Origin of the sequence: Roseomonas genomospecies 6, assembly GCF_008365375.1 — a bacterium.
Classification (GTDB): domain Bacteria; phylum Pseudomonadota; class Alphaproteobacteria; order Azospirillales; family Azospirillaceae; genus Azospirillum.
In genome coordinates this window covers 49,832-74,676 of record NZ_QOKW01000028.1, presented here as the reverse complement: position 1 = coordinate 74,676, position 24,845 = coordinate 49,832, and the positions used below count along the sequence as shown (strand labels likewise).

Sequence of the window (24,845 nt, the reverse complement as noted above, 5' to 3'; positions counted from 1 at the left end):
GCGGGGAGTCTCGTTCAGCGTTGGAGGAGGAGGAGGGCTTCGACGGCCGCGTAAACGGTGTCGACGTGTCGTTGGACCCTCTGCGGCCAGGTCGCCGCGCCGTCGTGCGCCGCCCGGTCGCGGGCCGTGGCCAGTTCGTCCAGGCGGTGGAGCAGATCGGGCGCGGTGCCTCCTGCCCTTCGGAAGGGGTGTTCCTCGTCGCGGTCGGCGCAGAGCAGGCCGAGCACGATTAGTGGACGCAGGCTGCCCCGGCCGCCCTGCTCGGCGTGCTGGACCTTGCCACGCCGAACCGAAGAGAGCGTCATGGGCAACGGCGCGTGGAAACCGAGGTCGGCGGCCATCGCGTCGAGCAGGCGGCGGTTGAACTCCTTGTCGGAGTGCGCGAGCTTGGTGAACAGCGGCGGCCCAACGTCGCGGTGGTTCCCGTAGACGGTGTGCAGCGCCCGCTCCACGGCGCGCTGGGCCTTCACCAACACGTCGTCCCACTTGTCGAGAGGGGCGTCAGGTTCGCTCGCTTCCAGTAGGGCTCGGTGCATTGCCACGAGTCGATCGTAGATATCCGCGTTCGCTCGGATTGTGAGGGTTAGACGCTGCTCGACCTTCCACTCTGCGTCCTTCTGGTGCTGGGCTGCAGTCTTGCCCTGGGCGTCGTCCGGGCTCCCGCCACGGGCTTGGTCGATCCACGCGCGCAGGCCCTCGTGGCTGTCCAGCCGCTCCTCCAGTCGGGCGCGGAGGTCGATCGCCTCGCCGTGGCCTAACGGGTCGTCGATCATCCAGTCCCCGGAGTCGTGGCGACGCACACGCAGCGCCAGCATGTAGAGCTGAGGGCGGTCATCCACGAAGGACACGCGCTGGAGACGGGGCACGTCGCGGTCGTCGTCCACCGCGTCGTAGTCGCGCTGGCGCCGGTGGCGGCGGGCCGCGCGGAGCACGTCCCCCGCGCTCGGGCGGGCCATCAACACGCTCTCGCGACCGTACGGCAGTACGCTGAACGTCCGGTCCTTCCAGGGGTCCCCGGCGCTGCCGCTCAACAGAACGGGCCAGCCGTCGTCGTTGAGCTCCACGTCCGCGATCGGGAGGTCGCCGGTCAGGAAGCGCGGCCAGACCTTCCCGGAGAACGGGTCGGTGAGGATGTGGCCCACCTGGGCCTCGTCTGGCGGGTCCTCCTCGATGTCGTCGAGCATCTTGAGGCCGCGCGCGGTCGTTCCGCCCGCGTGGTCGAGCAACGCCATGTTCTGGAGTTCCAGTACGACGAGCGCGGCCAGGTCGGGGGCGATGAGCAGCCTGTCGGCCACGTCGCTGATGGCGGTGACCTTGGCCCGCGCGAGGCCCAGGACTGCCCGCTGGAACAGGTTGAGCTTGCACTCCTTGGGCACCGGCGCGACGACACGCCACGCGAACACCGGCCAGAGCACCCAGCGGGCGTTCGGGTCCTTGCCGTAGGTGAACCGCAGGACCGGCGTGTCCTTCTCGAACACGGGGCCGAAGCTATCGAACGACGCCATGCTGGCCTCCGCACAGGTCGGTGAAGGCGCGCAGCGCGCGCAGCGGCTTCCGGGCGTCCTCGGCCTGGACGAAGGCGAGGTCGCCGGCCGCGACAAGCATCCGCTGCTGGCGGCTCATGGCGACGCAGAGCCGGTTCTCCAGCATCAGGTGTCCGAACTTGCGGCGCTGCTCCTCGTCGGAGGTGCCCGGAAGCTCGTTGCTTCGGGTGACCGACAGGAACACCACGTCGAACTCCTTGCCCTGGAAGGCGTCGACGGTGCCGATGCGGAGACGCTCGACCTTCTTGCCCTCGTGGTTGTAGGTGGTGGACCACTCCTCGGCGATCCGCCAGTCTCTTGCGAGAGGCCCGGTGCGCTCGGTGAGTTCTTCATCGACCAGGGCTTGCCCGATCTCGTTCACTTGGTCACGGTAGAAGGCGATCACGCCGAAGGTGAGCCTCGGGTCGTGGTCGATGAGGCGGCGAACCTCCTTGGCGATCGCGCGCGCCTCGACCGGGCGGCTCTTGCTGACCCCACCCACCTCGCGGCCCCGGTCTCGGGGGACGTCGAGCCACGCGGCCACGCACGGCACGCCCTTCTTGACGTAGCCGGGCAGGTCGTGGGTGAATTGGTCCGCCGGACGGGGGCTCTCGATGGTGCCGTCGTCGTGGACCTCGTAGAACTCCCGGCTGACGTAGCCCCCGAGCTCCGGGTGCATCCGGTACTGCGCGTTCAGAGTGACCGTCCGCCGGATGCCGTCCTTCTGCTCCAGCGCGCGCAGGAGCACCCACATTCGCTCGAACAGGCTGGCCTGCACCGCGTCGAGCGTCTGCTTCTCCACCGTGCCCTGGTCGACCCCTTCGGCGAGCTGCCGTTCCACGTCGGGTTCGAGGAGGTGGGGCAACTGCCGGTGATCGCCGACGAGCACGACCCGACGCGTCGCCATGCTGAGCGGGATGAACAGGTCGAGCGGGTTGGCGCGGGCGGCCTCGTCCACGATGACGGACTCGAAGGTGGTCTGTCCTTCGTCGATGCCTCTGACCCGGCGCATCTCGCTGCCGGCGGCCTGCTGGAGCGTCGCGGCGAGCACCACCGTGTAGTGCGCCAGCGCCTTCCGAACCCCCTCGGGGTCGGACTCCAGATCGCCGAGATACGCGGCCAGCACCGATTCGTCGCCGATGCGGGTGGTGGTCAGGCGGCGGTCCACTGCGTCGAGGATCTCCAGCAGGAGGCGTTGCGTGTCGTCGTCCAGGCGCGGCTTGGCGGCGGGGGCCGGCTGCGTGAGGCGGTCGATCAGCGCGTCCCGCATCGGCCGTCCGTCCGCGAGCCAAGGCGGCACCTCCTCGGGCTCGACGGCGGAGCAGCGTTCGAGGAAGGCGCGTTCGTCGGGGGTAAGGACCGCGGCGAGGCGCTGGAGTGCGATGCGCGCCTTCACCGGTCCGTCATCGGAGAATGGGCCGTCGTCCACACGGATGCCGCGCGCGGCCTTGATCAGCTTCTCGGCCTCCTCGGGGTCACCGAGTCCGACGGGGCGCTCCAGGCTGGCCGCTCGCTCGACCGCCTTGTCGCGCAGATCGGGCGGCAGCAGTCCGTCGAGCACGCGCACGAGGTCGCGGATCCGCCCCGCCTGCTCGGAAGGCAGCGAGCGGGTGCGGACGCAGGCCAGCACGATGTTTCGGGCCTGGGACAGCCGCTCGGCCTCCGGGCGGACACGGACCCGCGCACGAAGCTGCTCGGCGCGCTCGTCCACGAACACCTGCGCGGGATCGACGCCGGTGTCGGAGCCGCGACGCCGCCGCCCGACCTTCACCGCTGGCAGCCCGAAAACCTCGGTGCGCTGCGCGACGTTCTCCACCGCGTCGTGCTGGGCGGCGCAGACGAGAATCCGGTGCGAGGGCTCCACGCCCTCGTCGGCGAGCACCGCCAGGCACCGCTCGATGGCGGTGATGACCTTGGTCTTGCCGGTCCCCGGCGGCCCCTGGATCAAGCACACGTCCGGGGTGTTCAGCGCAATCTCGATTGCTTCGAGCTGCCGTTGCGTAGGCCCTGCCGCGCCGAACACCTCGCGGATTACCGGTTTGAGCTTCGGCCCCTCGATACTGATCCGGCCGCGGCGCGCCGCCGGCGCGGGCCGCCCCTCCATGAGCAGCCCGAGCTGTGGCAGCGGGCAGTTGCCCGTCCGCAGCGCCTCCTCGGCGCGCTCCCGGCGCTTCAGCCGCGCCTCGTCTCCGCCAGTGGACAGGTAGAGCACGCCGGACGAGGGCGGCTTGGGCTGCTCGTCGTCCTCGTCGGGTCCGGCCAGGTCGATGAATCGCTTGTGGTCGCTTACGTCCACGATGGAGGCGCTGAGGCGCTGCGCCTTCGGGCCGGACTTTTTCGTCGCGGGGGTGGCGTTCGACGGGTCCCCGTCGAACATGGGGGCGTGTTCGCCGGCCTCCAGCTCGAAGCGGTCCCACTCCCCGAGCAGGGCGAGGCGCGCGGTCAAGTCCTCGACGAGGCGAAGATGGAAGCGCCACCCGCCGTCCCGCCGCCGCTCGCAGCTCGCGTACTCGACAGCGCCAAAGGTGCGCGCGCGGCGCAGGATGCTCTCGCGCTCCAGCTTGTGGTAGTCCTGCCAGATCCGCAGATAGCTGTCGCTGCCAGCCACGGCCTCCGAGAGCGTCGTCCGCACCGCGCCGTGAAGCTCGGCGGCGACCGTCGCGTCGACGACGTCCACAGTCGCGTACACCAGCATCAGGCGCGGCTTGTTGCCGTGCCCGCCCCGGACGACGCGCTCGATGCGGAGCTTTTCATCGACGCGCCGCACGTCGGCGGCGACCTTCAGCCCGTGGATGCGGAAGGCGTCGAGCCGGCCCCGTGCGTCACCCGAAATTACCATGCGCCGGAACTCGGCGGGCTCGCCCGGCGCCGGCGGGACAAACAGGCGATCCTCCAGCCACCTGGCCACGTCCATCGCCGTACCGCCAACCTTGTGACCGCGTCTCACGTCATCCATCACCTTGTCGTCGAGACCGATCTGCATCGGCTCAGAGATGCGGAGTTCCTGTGTGAAGCGCCGCGTCTCGAGGACGAGCGCGTCCGACCCGGGCTGGGCGACGTAGGCGACCACCGGCAGCCCACTTACCACCACGTCGGTGGTCTGGGTCGTGTCCGATGGGGTGACGCCCTCGACAGACCATACGTTGGCCCCATGGCGAAGGAGGGTCTGGTCACCGGAGCGAACCAGAGCAACCTCCTCTTCTCGACCGGGGGGCGGCTGGAACGGGCCACTCGTGGACTTGACGCACAGGGTCGCGGCGACGCCACCCCTGATTTCGGAGACCTTCATGCGGACCTCCCGATCACCGCGACGCGCTGCGGTTTATCCGGCTCCTCGAAGAACACCATCCAGCCGTTGGGCGGGATGATGCGTGCCCGACCGGACACGTCGTGGCGCTCCTGATCGGCCTTGCCGACCGGCGCGACCCAGGCGGTGCAGCCGGCATGGGCGCGCACGGACACGCCGCGGTCCACCGGCGCGATCTCGACGTGGGGCGTGCGGCCCGCGAGTCCGGTGATCCCCTCGGTCACGCGCCGCGGGAGGACTAGGCCCTCGCTCGTCAAGGGAAACTGGCCGAGGCGCATCGCCCCTTCCACCAGCCCTTTGTCCGGCTGCCAGCGCGCGATGCGGACGGGAGCCACCGACGGGCGCGGCTCATCGCACCAGGGGCAGGCTATCTCGGTCACCAAGTAGGCCCCCATGCACCCCGGGCACGCCACCGTCTGGTCGGCCGCTGCGTGGAGCCGGTCCACCCAATCGGATACGCTCGTTCGGCGCTTCCGATCGGTGACCCCTTCCTCGAAGGTCTTGCGGGCGAGTTCCATGAGCTTGCCGGCGAGTACGAGGTCGGCCGGCAGGCCGGTCGAACAACGGTTCCGTTCGTCGGCGCTGTGCCCGACCCACGGCAGCCGGCCGGCGAAAGCCTCCTCCTCCAACTCGGGCTCCCCATCGTTCACGAGGTCGCCGATGAACGGGTGGGTCAGGGTGAGCGTGTTCCAGACGAGCACGGCGAATGCCCAGGCGTCGGACAGCGACGTGCAGCCCGCCGAACCGGCGACCACCTCGGGGGCGCCGTAGCCCGGTGTGTAGATTGCGCGCCGGGGATCGGAATCGTGACTCAGGTTGTCAAGGTCGATCAGCCACGCTTCAGTTGCGTGGACCGGCCCGGAGACGAACACGTTTTTGTGGGACACGTCGGCGTAGACGACGCCCCGCGCGTGCAAGCCGAGCAGCGCCTCGCCCGCGTGCGCCAGCAGCCGGAGCCGTCGGCGCAGTCCCCCGGTGTCGATGTGCCAGCGCAGGAGGTCCGAGCCCGGCGCCTCCATGAGCGCCTTGATCGACACCATGTCGCCCAGGAACTCGGCGACGTAACCGACGTGAGGCGGCTTGAGGACCGCGATCGGCTTCGCCACGTGCAGGCCGCCGAGATCGAGCCGGCGCACGAAGGCGAACTGGCGGCGCAGCGCCTCGGCGTCGCTGCGCGGGTTGAGGAGCTTGACGATGCGCCGGCCGCCTTCGGCCAGCCACACCTCGCCCTGGCCGCCCGCCCCGATCTTCTTCGAGAGGGTGTGGACCGCGCCGGACTCGTCGATGACCTGTTGGATGGTGTTCATGGCTTCCACATGACGAGGAGGGTCTTGTCGTCCTGATGATGGGGGACGGGCCAGTTGCGGAGCTCGTGGGCCAGGGCACGGCCGGGTCGCTGTAGTGGACCGAAATCGTCCACGACCCAGGCCGCGAGGTCTCCAAGGCGGCCGGGTTCGATGTCCTCGGAGACGCCGTCGGTCGCGAGCAGGAGCACCTCGCCAACGGCCAAGGGTTCGACCAGCGTGAATGACCAGTCGACCAGCGTGTGCGGCGTCCCCAGTGCGAGCGTGAGCCCGAAGCCCTCGCTGCGCGTGGGGTGGACCGCGACCGCGCCATCGGGCGACCGGCGTGCGATCAGCCCGTCTCCGAGCTGGGCCTGGGCGGCGCGGCCGTGCCCGTCCTCGGCGTAGAGGAGGCAGGTGGTCGCGGCCTCGTCGGCGGGTACGCGACCCAGCCGAAGCCGCCACGCCGCCTCGACCAGTCGGATCAGGTCCTCCACGCTGCCCACGGGCGAGCGACGCCAAAGCCGCCAGGCGTCGCGGGTCGCCAGCGTCGCGGCGCGGGAGCCTTCGCGCGAACGCGTGCGGCTGCCCATGCCGTCGCAGACCACCGCAAGCGACGCGCGGGCGTCGGCGACCGCCAGCCAAGCATCCTGGCAGGGCAGACCGTCCCGCGCGTGCGACGGGCCGCGCACGCTGCTGGCGACCACACGGACCACTACAGGTCCCAGCCGTCGTTCGGCAGGCTCACCGGGGCGCTGTTCGGGTTCGCGCTGCGTGAGCGCGCCGACACGCTCATCGTGACGAGTTGGAAGAACTGGCGGATCTGGCGGGCCTCGTCGGCGCGGTACGCGCGCGCCTCGGGGTCCGCGAGGAACGCCTGGAGGACCGCGTGGTCAGCGTCCGCGCCGATGGCGAGAGCCATGCGGAACGCCTTGCCGCCTCGCTCGCTGCCGAGGAGCGCCTGGAGCGGCTGCTGCCAGGCGTCGGTAGGCTGCCCATCGGACACGAGCACGATGGTTGGGCGGTAGGCGCGGCCCGGCACGGCCGCCTTGTCCTCGACCATCTGGCGGGCGAGGTCGAAGGCCGCGCCCATCGGAGTGCCGCCGCTCGCCCCGAGGTCGGACCACGAGGCGTCGCGGGCCGAGCCAAGCGGCAGGTGGACACGGGACTGCCCGCCGAAGGTGATGACCGAGACGCAAATCTCGGCGCGCAGGTCGGACTCGTCCTGAAACGCCTCGATCATCTCGCGCACGGCGTAGTTGAGGGCCTGGATCTTGCCGTCCACTCCCATGCTGCCGCTCACGTCGGCGAGCACGATGACCGGCAGCGGTCGTGCCGACGACGTGGTGAATTCCTTGAGCTTGCTCACGTGCTTCTCCTGCTTCGGGACCGAAGTCCCTTTCCGCTGTGCGGGTGTCGCGTCTGCTTTCGGAGCACAGCGCGCGTGGTTGTCGTTGATCCAGCGGCTGACGATGTCCTCTTGGTATTTGGCCCAGCCCATCTCGTTCCTCCCAGGTGCTTGCTCAGCGAGCGTGACGGCTGCGAGCGCGGCGCGAGCGCGGGCGGAGCCCCCGGAGATCCCGGTTGCGGTAGACGGTCAGGATCGAGCCACTGTCGGTACAGACGACCTGGACTCCCTCGACTGACGAGAGCTCGATGCCGTCCCGCCGGTAGCGCTCGACCTCCTTCCGGCCGACGACGTAGATGGTCGCGCCCCGGATGCGGGCAGCGCGCCCGTAGTTCAACACCAGGCGGATGGCTGCAGGGGACAGCCCGCGCCCGCTCATCCGCTCCCACGCGTGCCGCGTGAGGCTGTACTCGCTCTGGAGGTCGATCGTCTTGTGAACCGCTTCCATGTCCTTGCTCCTCGTGGCTCATGCCGACGGCCAGTCCGTCTGCACTCGACAGCCCTAAGTGCGAGGCGCGTGCCAACGCAGGAGCAGGCTGGCCGCAAAAACCGACAAGCCCTTGACAAGAAGAAGGAATGTTGGATTTCAGCGCGGTGGCGTGGAGCGGCTCCATAGGTCAGGTCTCCTCGGATTCGGAAGACGGCTTCCGCGCGGCGGATGAAAGCTGCCGACCCTTCGCCCAGGCCCGGATCGACCTCTCTGACACGTCGCAGAGCTCGTCGACCGGCACGGCGCGGTCAGCAGCGATGCGGCGAAGTTCTGCCGCGATGAAGGCGCGGAAGTCGGCGAGGACCTCTGCTGTCGCGACCCGCCCGCCGGGATCGAGCAGATCGTCAATGGGGTTCCCGCTCGAGAACGCGCGAGCGAGGGCCATCGCCATCGACGTCGTCCGGGCCTCGCCCACCGGCGAACCAAGCAGCGCCTCCAGCCCATACTCAACGGCTTCCGCCGGAGGCATCGGAGCGTCGACGTCGTTCCGCGCGGCGAGGATCCGGTAAGCGACGCGGAAGAGGTCGCGGAGGTTCCCCGGGAGCGGGTGACGCCGGAGCTGTGCCACGACGCGGCCGTGGTGCGCAGCGCCGAGCGTGGCCCGACGCCTGGTCACGCCGGCCCGGTGCGCCGCCTCTTCGTATACGGCCTCCCACAGCCACGGGAGTTCGCCGCCGATGTCGCGCAGGGGAGGGAGCTCGAGGGTCAGGAGGCTGATTCGGTCGCGGAAGTCTGGGTCGAGCCGGCGCTGCAGCTCAAGCTCATCGATGTTGGTCGCCGTGAGCAGTCGGAAGTCGCTCTCGCGCGGCTTGTCGTCTCCAAGGGCGAAGTACCTCTTCTCTTCGATCGCCTTGATGAGAAGCCGCTGGAGATCTCGGCTGATGTCGCCAACCTCGTCGAGGAAGAGGGTGTCCCCGTGAGCCGCCGCGAGGAGGCCCTCACGGTCAGCCGTCGCGCCCGTGAATGCGCCGCGTTTGTACCCGAACAGCTCGGCGCGCATGGTCTCGGGGCTGTACTGCCCGCAGGCAACACTCGGCCACCTGGTGTCCTGCTCCTCGCGCTTGAACGGGCTGTTCGAGCGAATCCAGCCGGCGAGGGTCGTCTTGCCGGTCCCCCGCTCGCCGCGGATGAGCACCGGCACGTTGAGCTGGGCGTAGCGGCGCGCTTCGGCGTAGACCCTGCGCATGGCGTCCGTCTGGAATCGAGCTGGATCCCAGACGACGCGTTGATCCTCAGCGGCCACTTGGCGTGGGCTGGAGGCCTTGTAGACCTTGTAAAAGGTCTCGATGCCGAGCTCTACGGGGACGACGGCGGGGCGGCCCCGTCGTTCGGCACGCCGGTACGACTTCACCACCGTGAACGGCGGCTCGACGAACCCGGTCTCGGCCATCAGCACCCAGACCGTGTGCATCGACGGAGTGCCTGGGCTGATGTGGAGCACCAGCTCGCGACCCGAGAAGCGCCGACGCAGCTCCGGCAACTTTTCGCGGAGGAACTCGAACACCCCACGATGATCCGTCGGGTCGTCGCCGTCCCACGGCACGCGGCGCGCTTGAATCGAGCGCTCACGGAGCGCCTCGCTGAGCTCCGTCACCGCTCGCTCTTCGCGATCGTTCGCGCCCCCCGTCGGCGCGCGGTGCAGGAGAACAACGTCGTTGATCCGGCCGGCGTAGGGCGACTCCTCGTCGCACAGGAGCGTCAGGGTCGGCCCGGGGATGGGCGCGCCGTCGACGAGCCGCGCCAAACCCGACTGGCCGTCGCGCTCGTACGGGTCGTTGTTCACGGCGACCCAGGTGAGGAGGACTGGCGTGGCGCTCATTCGTCACCTCCACCGTCCTCGGGGCGAGCCTTCGCGTGCTCAACCTGAGCCGCGATCCAAGCGTCGATTCCGGAGCGCCGGAACCGCCACTGGCCTCGGACCTTGAACCCCGGCAAGTCGCCCGCCTGGGGCATCGTGTAGATCGTCTTCTCTCCGACCTTCAGCAGGACGGCGACGTCTCGGATGGTGAGGATCTCGTCATCGGACATGAGGCGGCTCCTGTGCCGAAGCGTGTCAAGGGACGGCAATGGATACCAAACCCCACCAGCCAGTACGTGGAATTGCCCCGGCTCGGTGGACGGCGATGCGCAGGTCGTCGTTGACGCGGGCACTCCAGAAACCGGGATCGCGCGAGCGTTCGATCCGGTGGAGGCGGAAGCCGGGCGTGGCTGGACTCAATTTTAGGTTGAACTCGGCTTCTTTGGCCAGCCGGCGCTGCGGTTGCGGCTGCTTCGCCAAGCTGTTCTGGAATGTGTTGGCGATGATGAATCGCATTGGCCGCCTTGCTGGACATTGCGCTGACGCCGGCGCCGAGCGCGCCGCCTTCCTGGGCCGATCGCCTTGGACCTGTCCGTAGCAGTGGCATATGACCGAGCGTTGAACACATCCATGTATGCGCAGCGCAGCCGAGATACGTTATCCAAGGCGACAACCATGGGTAACAATCCTATGGACGCCGCCGGCCTGGGTCAATAGTCTCAAGCGGCAGCGGAGAGGCCCGGCCGTGCGGGTCCGGAACGGGAGGCGATAGGCAGATGGGTGGCTTCCGCGAGGACGTGCTTTCTCACGTGAACCTGATCGCCGACAACGTGAGGGACCGTTACGCCAACGGCTTTCCGATTCTCAAGGAACTCGTCCAGAACGCCGACGACGCGCCGGCCACTGCGGTGGACTTCGTGCTTGCGGACGGCATCGCCGAGGCCGACAACCCGCTCCTGCGCGGCGCGGCGCTGGTGTGCATCAACGACGGTCCGTTCCTGCAGAGGCACGCGCGGGGGATCGTTCACATCGGCTTGGGCTCGAAGGCGGCGGACCAGGCGGCGATCGGCAAATTCGGCTTGGGGCAGAAGAGCGTCTTTCACCTGTGTGAGGCCTTCTTCTTCATGGCGTCGGCCGACCCAGGCGAGGACAGCGGCGACTACCGTCGCCGCGATGTTCTCAACCCGTGGTCCGGTCAGGGCCGCGATCCCGATCATCCCAATTGGGACGTGTTTTCCAGCGGCGACCAGGCCCGCATCGAGCGGCTGCTCTCCCCGGTTCTTCCGGCGTCGCGGTGGTTCGTGCTGTGGCTTCCGCTCCGAACGACCGCCCACCAGCGCGCCGGCGGCGGCGTGATCATCGAACACTATCCGGCGCCTGCGGAGCTCGACCGGCTGCTGTCGGACGCCGCTCCGCTTGCCGCACTGCTCCCTGGCCTGCGTGGCATCCAGCGCATCCGCTACCTGCGGCAGACAGCCGGGCAGGGTCTCCAGCCGGTCCGCGTAGTGGCGCTTGCTGAGGAATCGGCGCGCCTGCCGCGGCGCAATGAGACCCACCCTCCCGATGTGGGCGTGCTCAAGGGCGAGGTGACGATTTCCGGCGCCGGGCTGGAACCGAGCACGATGGTGTTTGCTGGCCGCGAAGTCCTGCTCCGGCCGGAGCAGACCGACGGCATCCGCGACTCGGAGTTCTGGCCGCGAACCCCCTACCGCGATCCCGCGACGGGGCGCGGTTCCATGGTGCCGGAGAAGGCGCTGCCGCAGGGGGCCGCCATCCTGACGCGATCGGTGGCGAGGGGCGGCGGACGCTTGGCCGTGCGCTGGGCGGTGTTCTTGCCGGTCGGCGAAACCCCCTGCTGCGAAGCGCCGTGCCCCGGCGATTTCGACTACGAGCTGTCGCTGCACGGGTATTTTTTCGTCGATTCGGGACGCAGGACCATCGAAGCGCTCGACGCGGCAAGCGCTGCGGCGCTGTCCAGCGAGGGCGAGCGGCCGGTCAGAGCGCGCTGGAACGCGCTGGTCCGCGACCGCGCGACGTTACCGAGCGTTCCTGCCGCGATCCATGCCCTTGCCAAGGCGAAGCGGATGGCGCGGGACGACATCAGGACGCTGTGCCGGGCCCTGAGTGGTACCTCTTTTTTCGTCCAGCACGCGGCGGCGCTGTGCGCGGAAAACCAGTTCGTGCTGATGGCGACGCGGGACGGGCAGGAATGGCGCAAAGTGCCCGCCGGCACGGCTGTGCGCGCGTTGCCGGAGCCACCGGAAGGGGCCGCGGCCCGGCCCTGGTCGGCCTTGCCCGCTCTGGACGACGTGCCCGAGGGCACGGCGCTGACGTGGCACGGCGCCCCGAACCTCCTTCATCCGGCTTCCAGCGACGCGTGGACGGCCGAGGAGGTCGCACGCCTGCTCGACGAGCGCGCCGTCGCCGCGTTCCGCTCTCGCAGCAGCGTCGAGTACCTCGCCGCCTTCCTCGAACAGAACCCGGCCGCGGCGAAAGCCGCGGTGGTCCGGGCCGCGCTCGTCCACCTTCTGCGCCTCGTCCTGGTGGAGACGGGGCCGGGTCCCTTGACGCGTGCCAAGGCGGGCAGTGCGTCCATCATCGCCCTGCTGGCACCGGGAAGCGTGCTCTTTCTCAAGCAGGTGACCCAAGCGGAGGTCTACCGAGCCCTTGCGGGCACGGAGGCCCACGCCCTCGTTCTGCCCGACGAGCTGCGCCGCGACGGGATCGAAGCGGCCGGCCCGGCATTCCGACCCGGCGACGCGATCCCGCTCCTGCGCCGCCTCGACGCGCTGGTCCGGGAGGACGCCGGCGTTGCCGAGGAGGCGGCACGCGCCGCCGAGCAGATCCTGGCGGCGGCAACCGCCGCCGGGGCTTCGCTGATTGCACCGGACATCCGCGACCTGAAGGTGATCCGGGCGTGGCGTGCGGCCAGCGGCCGGCGCGAAGCCTTGTCCATCGGCGAGCTTATGGAGCGCGCCGATCACGGCACGCTTTTCCGCGACCGCAACACCGGCAACCTGGATTTGGCGCGGGCCAAGCGGCTGCAATCTGCCCTGCCCGGAGCCGACGTGGTCATCGTTCGCCCCGAGGCGGCGGATCTGCTGAAGCCGCGCGACGTGCCGGCGGTCTCCGGCCCGTCGATGCTCGACGCGGTTGGCCGCGCGACCCGGCTCGGCGAGGCCGCGGTGCGCCGCGCCCTGTTCGAAGACCTGCTGAGCGACTGCGACCCGGTCGGGCACGCACGCACATTGCGCCTGCTCCTCCATGGTGATCCCGGGCGCGCCTCGGACACGTCACTCCTCTGGGGGGCGGTCGACGGCGCGTGGGGCGGGCTTGCGGAACAGCTGCTAGCGATGAACGGTGAGGCGTGGCGCCTCATCGCAGAGGATCTCGTCGAACAGCTCAGCGGGCGCCAGCTGCAGGCGCTTGGTATTCGCACGCTTGCCGGCCAGGACGTCGAAGCGATGCTCGACCGCTGCACCGACGGCGAGCTCGCACGACTCCAGCTCTCCGCCAAGCAGCGCAAAACCGTCCTCGACAGGGTGGAAAGTGAGGTGCTCTGGAAACGACTGCCGTTCCATGAAACCGTAGACGGAACACTGACGGCCATCGACGCGCTCTGCTTCGAGAAGGGGACATGGCCGGTTTCCAGGTCCATGGCCGCGCGCGTGAAGCTGCTGCGGGACGCGGACGGCATCCGGGCTTCCGCCATGCGCGAGCGCCTCGTCGCGCGATGGAGCCCGCTCCATCAGGTCCGCCTCTGTCTGGCGGCGCATCCCCCGGCCGCGTTGTACCGCGAAGTGCTGCAAGCACTCTGCCAGCTGGACCTCGATCACCTTCCCGAGGCGTTGGTGTGCCAATTGCGCGCGGTTGCGTGGCTGCCGCTGCAGGACACCAGCGCCGCAGCCCCCCAGGAGATCCTTGATTTGCCGAAGGCGGTGGCGGAAGCCGCGATGGCAGCGCTCGCCCGGCACGGCCAAGCGTTCCGGACTCCGGCCGCCTTGCCGCGGGAGACCGCCGGGCACCCGGCGCTGCAGAGACACGCCGACAGGCTGTTCAGCGGCGGCGGGGAAGCCCTGGTGGCGCTTTCGCAGCTCCTTACCGGTGCGCCGGGGCTGCGCATCGCCTTTGCGTCCGGTCCCGGATTTCCCATGGAGAGCGCCGTTCAGGTCGACGCTCTGGACGATGTGCCCGGCTGGCGGCTGCTGCGAGCCGTGGCGGAGGCGTTTGGCACGGCGGAGGCCGAGCGCCACATGGTTCCCGCTCTCAGCGGTTCGTTGGCCGCCGCCGAGATCGTCCCGCTGCTCGGTCGGCTGGCGCACGCCCACGAGGCAGCGGGTCGCGACGAAGCCAGCCCGGCGCTGCGGCTGTTCGACTATTACTTCGACGGGCTCAGTGGCCTGCCGGGATGGGGCGACACCCTTGCCGCCATCCCACTGCGCAACGCGCTTGGTGAATGGCGCGGCGCCGGCGAGCTGACCGCCGAGGTGGAAAACATCGACCCCGCTCACGTTGTCCACACACGCTACCGCACGCCGCTGCGGCAGCCACAGCCTCGGCCCGGGCATGCCGCCGGGGGCCTCGGGCATCCGCACGAGTCGCTGCACTTCGATGCCGGCGAGGAGGAGCGTGCGGCCGAGCTGCTCGAGAACTATTTCGCCGACTGGGCGAACCACGTCTCCCCGCAGGCGCTCGGGGTGCTGATCGGGCTGTTCGGCCGCGGCCCGCGCGTGCGCGCCCTGGCCGAGTCCTACTTGACCCCGCGCACCCAGGAGTGGATCGTTGACACCATAAAGGGGCTGAACCTCTACGGTTGGGAGACCTTCAGAAAGACCTTCGGGGCGGTGCGTCCGGTCGTGCGGGTGCAACGGGGCTCGCACGCCACCGTCGTATCGCTGACCGGCGAAGACATCAGTGTGCCCCTGTCCGCGCTCCAGGACGACTCGACCATCTTCGTGGGCAGGCCGCGAAACGCCCGCTTGCCGGGCGGCGGCCAGGCCACGGTGCTGACGCTGAAGCGGATTCCGCTTTCGGGGCTGGCGCCGGCGCGGATCGGCGAGCTTCTGCGCCAGTCTGCGGAGTACCTGCTCGACGAGGTGTACGTTTTCCACGCCGGAGAACGGGCAAGCATCGTCGACGCCCTGTTCGGCGCGGCGGAGGACGACGGGCAAGCGGACATTTCGGCGGCCCTGGCGTCGATCGTCGACCACATCGAGGTCCACCTGCGTCAGCTCGGCGCCGCCAAGCACTTCAGCATCCGCGACCACGTCCGAGCCATCGAAGCGGCCGAAGCGCGCAAGAACGAAGCGCCGCCGCAGGATCGGCAGGCATGCTTCCAGGAGCTGCAGTCCGCGCGGGAGAGCCTCGCCGCCCACATCGAGAACGACAACGCGGCCTGTGCCGCCGTTCTGGAGAGTGTGCGGCGGCGCCTTGCAAAGTACCAGTACCACTGCGACCGGGTGCCCTTCGAGTTCTTCCAGAACGCCGACGATGCCGCGGTCGAGCTTGCTGCCATGAGGTCGGCCATGGGGCTGGAGGCGGGCGAGGACCCGCTGCCGAGCCAAGCGCGCCGGTTCTGCCTGGAAATTGGCGAGCGGAGCCTCCGGCTGATCCATTGGGGAAGGCCAATCAACTACTTCGTCGCGCGCGGCTTCGACGGCAAGGCACGGGGCTTTCACCTCGACTTGCGCAAGATGCTGAGCATCGGCCATTCCGACAAGGAGGGAGGCAGCGAGTCCACGGGCGAGTTCGGTCTGGGATTCAAGAGCGTCCACCTTGTCACGAGTCGGCCGGCGTTCGTCAGCCGGTTTCTCAAGGCGGAGGTCGTCGGCGGCATGATCCCGCGGCGGCACGACGGCGGGGACGTGGGCCACCATTGGGGCGACCGAGCGGCGCCCCCCACGGTGTTCGATCTTCCCCTCGACAGCGGCGTGGCGCCGGGCGAGGTCGTGCGCGAGTTCGAACGCCTCCATGGCCTCCTGCCGGCGTTTGCTCGGGCAATCCGCAGCATCGAGATCACGGGAGGATCGGCCTCCGCCGTTCACTGGATGCCGGCCCCGGTTTCTGGCATCGAGGGGGCCTGCGTCGGCAGCGTGCGCGTTCCGGAGACGCGCGGCGCTCTGCGCACGGTGCGGGCACTCAGGCTATCGCAGGGCGAGACCGCGCTGCTGTTGGCGATCGGCGCACGCGGCTTCGAAAGCCTGCCCGACAGCGTTCCCACGATCTGGAGGACGGCACCGACGCGCGAGGAATGGCGGGCCGGCTACTGCGTCAACGGACCCTTCGAAGTCGACGTTGGGCGCACGCAGTTGCCGCCCGACAGCGACGGCAACCAGGCACTGATCGAGCGCATGGGGGAGGCGCTGGGGGCGCAGCTCCTCGCGCTGCACCAAGCCAGCCTGGACGACTGGCCGACCCTTGCCGATGCCCTTGGCCTGTCGGCCGATCCAGCGTCGCGCGACGAGCTCTGGGTCAGCCTGTGGGAGGTCCTGAGCAAGGGCTTTGCCAGCGAGGGCGGCAAGCTGCTCCGCTCCCTGCATGGCGACGGGCGCGGCTTGTCGCGCCTCGCCTCGGAGCGTTCCGCCGTTCCCTCCGGACTGGCGGGGCCGTTCCGCCGCCTGGTGCCCGCACACGCCGTTCGCGGGCAGGCATCGGGTCTGCTGGCCGACCCGGAGGTCCAGGAAGCGGCTGCCCGGTGGCCGTGGCTCGCGGCGTGGCTGGATCAAGGAGCGGTCGTTTCCCGCGATGTCGCCATCCGCCTCGGGCAGATCGGCTTCGACGAGCCCGGACCGGTCCGGCTTGCCGACGTGCTGCGCGCGGCAACGGAAGACGGGGTTGTGCCGCCGGCTCTCGCCGGCACGCTCGGCGCGCTGCTGACGCGCGAGTGGATCGAGGAGCGCGCCGAACCGGCGGAACGTGCGGCCCTCCGCGAGGTGCTGGGGCGGCTTGCGTTTCGGGCTCGCACGGGCGAGGCGGTTGCGGCCGGCCGGCTGCTCGCCGGTGACGGCAGCGAGCCGGAAAGCGGAGACGAGCGCCGGCGCGCCCAGTTCGCGCCGGAAGGCCGCGTGCTCGCGGCCGACTACGATGCCGCCGGGCGGGCGTTTTTCGCCCTGTGCCGCGGCGATCTTCAGGCCCTGGCGGACGAGCTGGCCACCTGGGCCGCCGCCGCGGGCACCGACGGCCAGCGACTCGCCGTGCTCGCCTACATTCTCGACGGCGATCTCGGCCATGCTGTCGCCGAGCGGCTACGCCGGCCGAGCAGCGGGTTCTGGTTGGCGTCCCGCGACGCGGTGATGGAATCGCCGCTGCTTGTCCTGTGGGATGAGCCTCGCCGTTGGACGCTGGCGACCAGGTTGTTCCCACCGGCGCGATCGGAGGTGCTGTCGCTCCACGCTCTGAGGCCTGTGGAGACGCTGGATCCGGCCACGCATCTCGAATTCATCTGGGACTGGTGGCAGACGGAACGGCAACGGTGGACGGCTTGGTACGAGTCGGAAGCCTACCCCGATGGTGCGCCGCCTCAGTCGCTCGCTGCCCCGGAGACGGCGGATGGGCGGCGCGACTGGCTCGTCCTGCTGGCGCTTGGCTCGCTCATGCGGATGGGGCGCACGCAGCGCGGCCAGCACCGGCGCTTCATAGAGATCTGCGAGGAACGTGGATGGTGGGACGTGTTTGCCGCGGTGGATCCCCGCGATGGCGCCGACCGTTGGCTCGACGTCCTCGAGAACTTCGCGGACCTCCAGGTGCAGGACGAGACCTTTGCCTTCTGGATGCGCGAGTTTGCAACGATCCACCGATTCGCGCGTTGGTTGCCGGTGTACGCGCAGATCTTCCTTCGCCTGGGAGCCCGGCGCGAGGCGTTCGACCTGTCGGTCGTGCTGGCGCCGCGTGCCGATCCCGCGCTGACCGGAGCGGGTGGCTTCGACGCGCCGCCGATCAGCCGCTCCCTGGGGCTCGGCGCGTGCTTCGTGGTGCGGGAATTGAACCGCCTCGGCCTTGTCACGGGGCCGCTCATCCATCCCTACTGCTTCGCGTCGACGGCGTCCGTGCGGCGTCTGCTCGAGCGGTTCGGGCTCAGCCTGTCCGACGGAGAAGGCGGCCCCTTCGCGCAGTCCAGGGCGATTCACGAGTTCCTCGTGTCGCATCTCGGTCCGGACCGTGCGACGTTCGCCGGCGACTTCGACCTGCCGCTGGTCGTGCTGGCCGATTACCGGAACGTTGAGACCCAGGCCGAGGTCCTCGGCACCGTCGTCGCCGACGAGGAGGACGACGAGCCACTCAGCGTCGAGATTCCTGGGGACGACGATGCGGACGCGGCCCTGGAAGAGGAAGCCATTTGATGATTCATAACCGCGTGAACGATCGACCGGCGAGGTGATCCCGATGGATGGTACAGCGTCTCAGGCACCATTCGCCTCCGGCTCCCAGGTGGTCAGCACCCAGTACGGCCGCGGACGGGTGGAGATGAACCGCGGCGACACCGTCCTGGTGCGCTTCGGCCACGGCTATGAGGAATGCCTGCTCGAGGACCTGGTTCCCGTCCGCGGTCTGGAGGACGTGATCGTTGGCGCGGCCTGGCATTCGCCGCTGTCCGCGGTCGCGCGGACGCAGGCGCTGGCCGTCCGGTCCGCCAACGACGCGTGGGGGATTTTCTCGCGCTCGCGCATTGCGCTGCTGCCGCACCAGCTGTGGGTTTGCAAGCGGGTGCGCGAGCAGTGGCCGGCGCGCTGGCTCGTGGCCGACGACGTCGGTCTCGGCAAGACCATCGAAGCCGGCCTGGTGCTGCTGCCGCTGATCTCGTCCGGCCTGATTCGGCGCCTGCTGGTGCTGGCGCCGGCCGGGCTGGTCGGCCAGTGGCAGCAGCGCATGCGCGACATGTTCGACATCCGCCTGTCCATCTACACGCCCGAGGCCGACGGCGATCGGACCGATTTCTGGGGCACCCACCCGTTCGTCGCGGCCTCGATGCACACGCTGCGCCTCGACCGCCGGAACCGCTGGCGGCGGATGTTGGAAGCGGAACCGTGGGACATGGTCGTCGTGGACGAGGCGCACCACCTCAACGACGACGACCAGGGTGGTCCGACGCTGGCCTACGAGCTGCTGCGCGAACTCAACGAGCGCCGCCTGACCAACTCGATGCTCTTCTTCACCGGGACGCCGCATCGCGGCAAGACCTACGGCTTCCTGTCGCTGCTGTCGCTGCTGCGGCCCGATCTGTTCGATCCCAAGGCCCCGCTGGACGCGCAGCTGGCGCAGCTGCGGCATGCCGTCATCCGCAACAACAAGCAGTCTGCGACGGACATGGCCGGGCAGAAGATCTTCACGCCCGTCCACGTTTCCACCGAGACCTACCGCTACTCGCCCGCCGAGGCGCATTTCTACGCCACCCTCACCGAGTTCATCCAGACCGGCAAGGCCTACGCGTCCTCCTTGTCGGCGACCGAGCAGAAGACCGTCATCCTCGTGCTCATCACGATGCAGAAGCTGGCGTCGAGCTCGGTGGCGGCGGTGCGCAAGGCGTTGCTCGGCAGGCTCGGTCGCATCCGCGACAGCCGGCGCGACCTGGGCCGGCTGCGGCGGCGGCACACGGAACTCAAAGAGATCCAGGAATACGAGGCTCTGGGGGAGAATGCCGATCCCAGCCTCGGTGACGAGTTGGCGGCGCTCGAGGAGCGGATCGCCGACATTGCCGATGCCGTGCGGCTGATGGAGGACGAGGAACCGCTCTTGGAGGAGCTGGTCGAGGCTGCCGAGGACGTGGAGCATGAGACCAAGGTCGAGCGCCTCGTGGAGATCATCGACGAGCGGTTCCCCGGCCAACAGGTCCTGCTCTTCACCGAGTACAAGGCGACGCAGTCGCTGCTGATGAACACGCTGCAGCGCCATTTCGGGCATGGCTGCGTCACGTTCATCAACGGCGACGGCCGGGCCGAGGGGATTGAAGACAGCCAGGGACGCCTGAAGCCGCTGGTCGAATCACGTGAGAGCGCGGCGGAGCGTTTCAACAAGGGCGAGGTCCGCTTCCTCGTCTCGACCGAGGCCGCTGGCGAAGGCATCGACCTCCAGGAACGCTGCCACGCGCTCATCCACGCCGATCTGCCCTGGAACCCCATGCGGCTGCACCAGCGGGTCGGCCGCCTTAGCCGCTATGGCCAGCAGCACCCCGTCGAGGTCGTCAGTCTCCGCAACCCGGACACGGTGGAGAGCCTCATTTGGGAGAAGCTGAACGCCAAATTGGAGCGGATCACGCAAGCGCTCAGCGCCGCCATGGACGAGCCCGAGGACCTCCTGCAGCTGGTTCTCGGCATGACCTCGCCGAAGGTGTTCACCGGCGTGTTCGCCGACGCGGCCGAGGTGTCGAAGGAAAAGCTCAATTCCTGGTTCGACGCGCGGACCTCCCGGCTTGGCGGGCAGGACGTCATCGATGCCGTTAAGTCGCTCGTCGGCAACGTGGCGCGATTCGACTACCGGGAGGTGAAAGCCGACATTCCGCGGGCCGACCTGCCCGACCTCGAGCCCTTCTTTCGCAACATGCTGGCGCTGCAGGGGCGGCGGGTCACCGGAGACGGCGGCGAACTCTCGTTCAAGACGCCGGAGGCTTGGCTGGACGACTTCGCGCTCCTGCCCGCCTACGAGCGCCTCGTCTTCGACCGTTCGGTGCGCGGGCGCGATGCCGCCGCACGCGTTCTCGGCGCCGGCCACCGGCTGTTCGACCGCGCGCTCCGCGACGCCATCGACCTCGACGCCACCGTGGCCGCCGTGCCCGGCCTGGCGGCGCCGCTTGCCGTCTTCCGCGTGCGCGACCGCGTCACCGGCGGTGCCAACGCCGGAAAGCAGACGGTCTGCGCGGTCGAGGCCGCCGGCGATGGCTTGACGCTGCTGCGTGACTGGGAGCTGCTGCTGCGCCTGAACGCCTTGCCGTCAAGCCGGGCAATGCGCGGAACCAGTGCCGACGGCCCGTCGGCCCAAGCGCTGTCCGTCCTGCGTTCGGCCGACGAGCACGTCGCCGCTCGGCTGCCCGATCTCAGGACGCCCTACCGCAGCCCGGAGATCGAGCCGCTGGTCCTGCTGTGGCCCGCCGAGAGCTGAACCGCCCATCGAATGAGCCGCAAGAACGACAATACGGGAGGAGACATGTCTGGCCCGAGCCTGCGCCACCTGTCGGTCCGCGTTCCCTGGCACGACCAACGCTGGAATGGTACGGTCTGCGCCAACCCCGCCGGCAACGATGCCTGCCTCGTACTGAAGGCGATCGGGCTGAAGCGCGACGACCTGACCGAACAGCGCCTGGCTGGGCAGAGCTTCGAGGATATCGAGCCTGGCCGCGTGCCGCCTTGCGTGCGTGAACGCTCGGGCTTCCTGGTTCCTGCCCAGCACGACGTGACCGTGCGGCTGCAGTATTCGGAGTGGAGCCCCGAACACAAGCACATCCTGCCCACCCCGGTGCGCGTGCCAGCGTGGGGCGCGACGCTCGTTCCGTTCCGCTGGATGCTCCGGGAGAATGCCTGGACCATTTCCGAAGAGTATGGCCTTGAGGCGAGCCCCGACCAGGAACCGGAGGCGCCGGAGTTCCTTGCCAAAACGGACTGGGTGCAGGATTGGGAGAACCAAAAAGTCCTGCTCGAGGGCTTTCGCCGGTTGTGCAAGGAGAAGGAGTCGCTGGTCTTCTTCTACGCCAAGCGCACCCCGCTTGCCGACGACGACCGCCGCGTCGTCGTGGCCGTGGCGACACTGGGCAAGATGGGCGACGTCAAGCAATACGACTACGAGGGGGGCGCTGCGCGCGGCCGCATTCGCTCCATGGTATGGGAGCGCCCGTTCCAGCACTCACTGCGCCCCCATCCCACGATCGCCGGCCAGTTCACCGGCGGCATCGTCTTGCCGTACCACGAGATCCTGGCGCGCGCCGAGACAGACCGGTCGATCGACCCAGCGCATTATCTTGCGTGCCCGCCGGATGAAGCGCGCGAACAGTTCTCCTATGCGTCCGAACACGTGACGCACGGCACGGCCATTTCGACTCTGCTCGCCTGCAAGGTGGCGTTGGAGCGGGCGGCTGAACGGCTGGAGGGCGGCCCCTGGACCGAGGGGATCGCCTGGATCGATGAGCAAGTGAACCGGCTGTGGAAACTGCAGGGTCCGTGTCCCGGGCTCGGAAGCGCACTATCGGCGCTGCAAGAGGGCTTCAACGGCACGCTCTTCGCCCTGTCGCTGTCGAGCGCGCTCGGCCCGAACGAAGACCCGTGGCCGCTCGTCGACCGCGTGCTGCGGGGCGATGCGCCGGCCCCGGCGGGCGCGCCGAGGGTGACGGGCATGCTGCGCCGGCGATGGGCGCATCTCGCCGACAAGCAGCCGCGCCGCGCCGCCTTGCTCCGACTGCTGTCGCGTTTCGAGCTGACGAAGCAGCAAGCGATGGGCGCATTCGGCGACGAGGCGAAAATCGATGCGCTGCTGGAGAACCCATACCTTCTTTACGAGGGGACGCGGACGACCGCCGACCCGGTCGGTCTCTGGACGATCGACCGCGGGCTGTATCCCGGCGACGAGGTTCTCCGCCGGCACCCGCTGCCCGCCGAGTGCGGCATAGACCCCGAGGAGCCGGACCAGCCGAGTCGGCTGCGGGCGGCCTGCGTGGCGATCCTGGAGGATGCCGCGGGCAACGGCGACACGCTGCTGCCCGCGGGGCGCATCTCGGCGGCGGCGGCCGAGCTGCCGGCTACGCGGCCGGTGCCACTCGATGCCACGCTCCTGGAGATCTGCGAGGGCGACTTCAAGCCGGAGATCGTGCACGTCCCAGTGCTGGGTCGCGGCCCCTGGCTCCAGCTCGCGCGGTACGCGGACTATCGGCACCTCATCCGCCAAGCCGTCGAGGCGCGCCTGGAGGCCGCCCCGCCGGCCGTGTCCGTTGACTGGCGCCAGCGGCTCGATATCGCGTTCGGCCCCATGAGGGAGGGTGATACGGAGGAAGAACGCGCGCGTGCGGAAAAAGCGACGGTACTGGCGACGCTGGCCGCGTCCCGGTTTGCGGTTCTCACCGGGCCGGCGGGCACCGGCAAGACGACCGTGCTCAAGCAGCTGCTCGACGAATCATCTCTGGTGGGGCCCGGCGTCGTCCTGCTCGCGCCGACCGGCAAGGCGCGGGTGCGTCTTGGGCTGCAGACGGGGCAGCCCGACCGGGCGCTGACGGTTGCCCAATTCCTGAACACGCACAAGCGCTACGACTCGCAGACCTGCCGGTACTTCCCCGACCCGCGCATGCCGCGGGCCGACGGCGCCACCACGTGCGTGATCGACGAAGCGTCGATGCTCACCGAGGACCAGCTCGCGGCGGTGGTGGACACGCTGCCGGCGACCTGCCGGCTCATCCTCGTTGGCGACCACCGCCAGCTGCCACCCATTGGCGCCGGGCGGCCCTTCGTCGACATCATTGCCCACCTCAACGGCGCGCACGGCGCCGCCGGAGTGGCGGAGCTGACCGTGCGTCGCCGGCAGGCGGCTGAGCGGGGGCCGGCGCCACGGGACCTGGCCTGTGCCGACGTGCAGCTGGCCGAGCTGTTCTCCGGCCGCGACCTGCCGCCGGGTGAGGACGAGATCCTCAACGCGGTGCTGGCGGGGCGGAGCGACGAGCGGCTGCGCTTCGTCGAATGGTCCAGCCCCGACGACCTGCGGACCCGGCTGGGAAGCGTGCTCGAGGAGGAGCTGAATCTCGACCTCGGTGACCTCGAAGGCAGCTTTGCCCTGACGCTTGGAGGGCGCCGCAGCGACGACGGCTGCGTCTACTTCGACGCCGACGGCCCGGCCGAGGCCTGCGAAGCCTGGCAGATCCTGACGCCGCACCGTGCCCAACCCGTGGGAGCCATCGACCTGAACCGTCACATCAAGGCGGCGTTTCGTCCCGGCGCTTTGAGGTTTGCCCAGGAAAGCAACGCGGGGCCCGGGTACGTTCACCGGTATCGGACGATTGCGCCGCAAGGCCCCGAGCAGATCTGCTATGGCGACAAGGTTATCTGCCTCAGGAACCACGAGCGCAACGGCTGGCTTGTCAAGGAAAAAGCCAAGCGCCCCAAGGGATATCTGGCGAATGGCGAGATCGGCGTCGTCGTTGGCGAGGACTTCAAGGGCAGCAAGAAGCCGCGCCGGCTGAAGGTTCACTTCGCCTCACAGGCCGAGTTGACCTACAGCTTCAAGAAAGGCGACTTCAGCGAGGAAGCGACGCCGATCCTCGAGCTGGCGTACGCGGTGACGGTGCACAAGGCGCAGGGTAGCGAGTTCGGTACGGTGTTCCTGGTTCTCCCGGCGCGCAGCCGTCTGCTGTCGCGCGAGCTGCTGTACACAGCGTTGACACGGCAAAAGGGGCGGGTGATCGTGCTGCACCAGGGCAGCCTCACAGCGCTGCGCAGCTATCGTTCGCCGTTCTACTCCGAGACGGCGCGCCGCCTGACCAACCTGTTCGCCGCGCCGAGCATGGTCGAAGTGGCGCCGCCCGCAAGCGCCGCGTTCGGAGCGGAAGGCGACCGTTTTCTTGAGGAGAAACTCGTGCACCGGACCGCGCGCGGCGACCTCGTGCGCTCCAAGTCGGAGATCGTCATTGCCGACGCGCTGTACGAGGCGGAGCAGAAGAACGGCATCCGCTACCGCGTCGAAGAGCAGCTGGTGGGCAAGGACGGCAGTGTGCGCTGGCCTGACTTCACCATCGAGGACGCGCGGCGCGGGACCTGGTACTGGGAGCATTGTGGCATGCTCGACCAGCCGGACTACCGGGCGCGCTGGGAGCGGAAGCTCGCCTGGTATGGAGAAAACGGCATCGCCCCTTGGTCGCCTGATCAACCGGACGGGCGCTTGATCGTTACGCACGACAGCCCGCGCGAAGGGCTGGACAGCGCTGCGATTCGCCGTCTGATCGATGGCTTGTTTGCGCCGGTCTCGCCGCCAACGGACAAGACCATCGACCCCCTGGTCCGGTAAAAGCTATGGGCGGCGAGCCGCGCTGATGAGAGCATGCACGGTGCTTTACCTTGGCTTGGCGGCTTGCCA

General features: G+C 69.2%; 12 protein-coding genes. 3 read left to right on the top strand and 9 right to left on the bottom strand.

Annotated elements, in window-relative coordinates:
* Nucleotides 1-14: 14 nt before the first annotated feature.
* The 9 genes from DS843_RS25325 to DS843_RS25285 form a co-directional block, all read right to left on the bottom strand.
* Complete coding sequence (locus tag DS843_RS25325) at nucleotides 15-1,505, bottom strand: hypothetical protein (RefSeq protein ID WP_149471605.1); 1,491 nt, start codon at nucleotides 1,503-1,505, stop codon at nucleotides 15-17.
* Nucleotides 1,489-4,812: a DEAD/DEAH box helicase gene (locus tag DS843_RS25320; RefSeq protein ID WP_149471604.1), complete on the bottom strand. Its 3,324-nt coding sequence runs from the start codon at nucleotides 4,810-4,812 to the stop codon at nucleotides 1,489-1,491. The genes DS843_RS25325 and DS843_RS25320 overlap by 17 nt, the downstream gene beginning before the upstream one ends.
* Entirely contained in the window at nucleotides 4,809-6,137 is a 1,329-nt protein-coding gene (locus DS843_RS25315) for a protein kinase domain-containing protein (RefSeq protein ID WP_149471603.1), read from the bottom strand. The genes DS843_RS25320 and DS843_RS25315 overlap by 4 nt, the downstream gene beginning before the upstream one ends.
* Nucleotides 6,134-6,820 carry a protein phosphatase 2C domain-containing protein gene (locus tag DS843_RS25310; RefSeq protein WP_167525461.1) on the bottom strand — a complete coding sequence of 229 codons (687 nt, stop codon included), beginning with the start codon at nucleotides 6,818-6,820 and terminating at the stop codon, nucleotides 6,134-6,136. Before DS843_RS25310 ends, DS843_RS25315 begins: the two co-directional genes overlap by 4 nt.
* An 8-nt stretch (nucleotides 6,821-6,828) precedes the next feature.
* Nucleotides 6,829-7,614 carry a vWA domain-containing protein gene (locus DS843_RS25305; protein WP_208852318.1) on the bottom strand — a complete coding sequence of 262 codons (786 nt, stop codon included), beginning with the start codon at nucleotides 7,612-7,614 and terminating at the stop codon, nucleotides 6,829-6,831.
* Nucleotides 7,615-7,636: 22 nt separating this feature from the next.
* Complete coding sequence (locus DS843_RS25300; protein ID WP_149471601.1) at nucleotides 7,637-7,969, bottom strand: DUF4258 domain-containing protein; 333 nt, start codon at nucleotides 7,967-7,969, stop codon at nucleotides 7,637-7,639.
* Nucleotides 7,970-8,138: 169 nt separating this feature from the next.
* Nucleotides 8,139-9,830 carry a sigma-54-dependent transcriptional regulator gene (locus DS843_RS25295; protein ID WP_149471600.1) on the bottom strand — a complete coding sequence of 564 codons (1,692 nt, stop codon included), beginning with the start codon at nucleotides 9,828-9,830 and terminating at the stop codon, nucleotides 8,139-8,141.
* Nucleotides 9,827-10,039 carry a helix-turn-helix domain-containing protein gene (locus DS843_RS25290; protein ID WP_149471599.1) on the bottom strand — a complete coding sequence of 71 codons (213 nt, stop codon included), beginning with the start codon at nucleotides 10,037-10,039 and terminating at the stop codon, nucleotides 9,827-9,829. Before DS843_RS25290 ends, DS843_RS25295 begins: the two co-directional genes overlap by 4 nt.
* A gap of 25 nt (nucleotides 10,040-10,064) precedes the next feature.
* Nucleotides 10,065-10,325: a hypothetical protein gene (locus DS843_RS25285; RefSeq protein ID WP_149471598.1), complete on the bottom strand. Its 261-nt coding sequence runs from the start codon at nucleotides 10,323-10,325 to the stop codon at nucleotides 10,065-10,067.
* A gap of 260 nt (nucleotides 10,326-10,585) precedes the next feature.
* Here DS843_RS25285 and DS843_RS25280 point away from each other — a divergent pair, with 260 nt between their 5' ends.
* The 3 genes from DS843_RS25280 (at nucleotide 10,586) to DS843_RS25270 (ending at nucleotide 24,776) form a co-directional block, all read left to right on the top strand.
* On the top strand, nucleotides 10,586-18,148 hold the full coding sequence (locus DS843_RS25280; RefSeq protein ID WP_149471597.1) for a sacsin N-terminal ATP-binding-like domain-containing protein: 7,563 nt from the start codon (nucleotides 10,586-10,588) through the stop codon (nucleotides 18,146-18,148).
* A gap of 124 nt (nucleotides 18,149-18,272) precedes the next feature.
* A complete protein-coding gene (locus DS843_RS25275; protein WP_149471596.1) occupies nucleotides 18,273-20,900 on the top strand; it encodes a DEAD/DEAH box helicase in 2,628 nt (875 codons plus the stop codon).
* A gap of 12 nt (nucleotides 20,901-20,912) precedes the next feature.
* The gene (locus DS843_RS25270; protein ID WP_149471595.1) at nucleotides 20,913-24,776 is read left to right on the top strand and encodes an AAA family ATPase; all 3,864 of its coding nucleotides are present in this window, start codon (nucleotides 20,913-20,915) and stop codon (nucleotides 24,774-24,776) included.
* Nucleotides 24,777-24,845 lie beyond the last annotated feature (69 nt).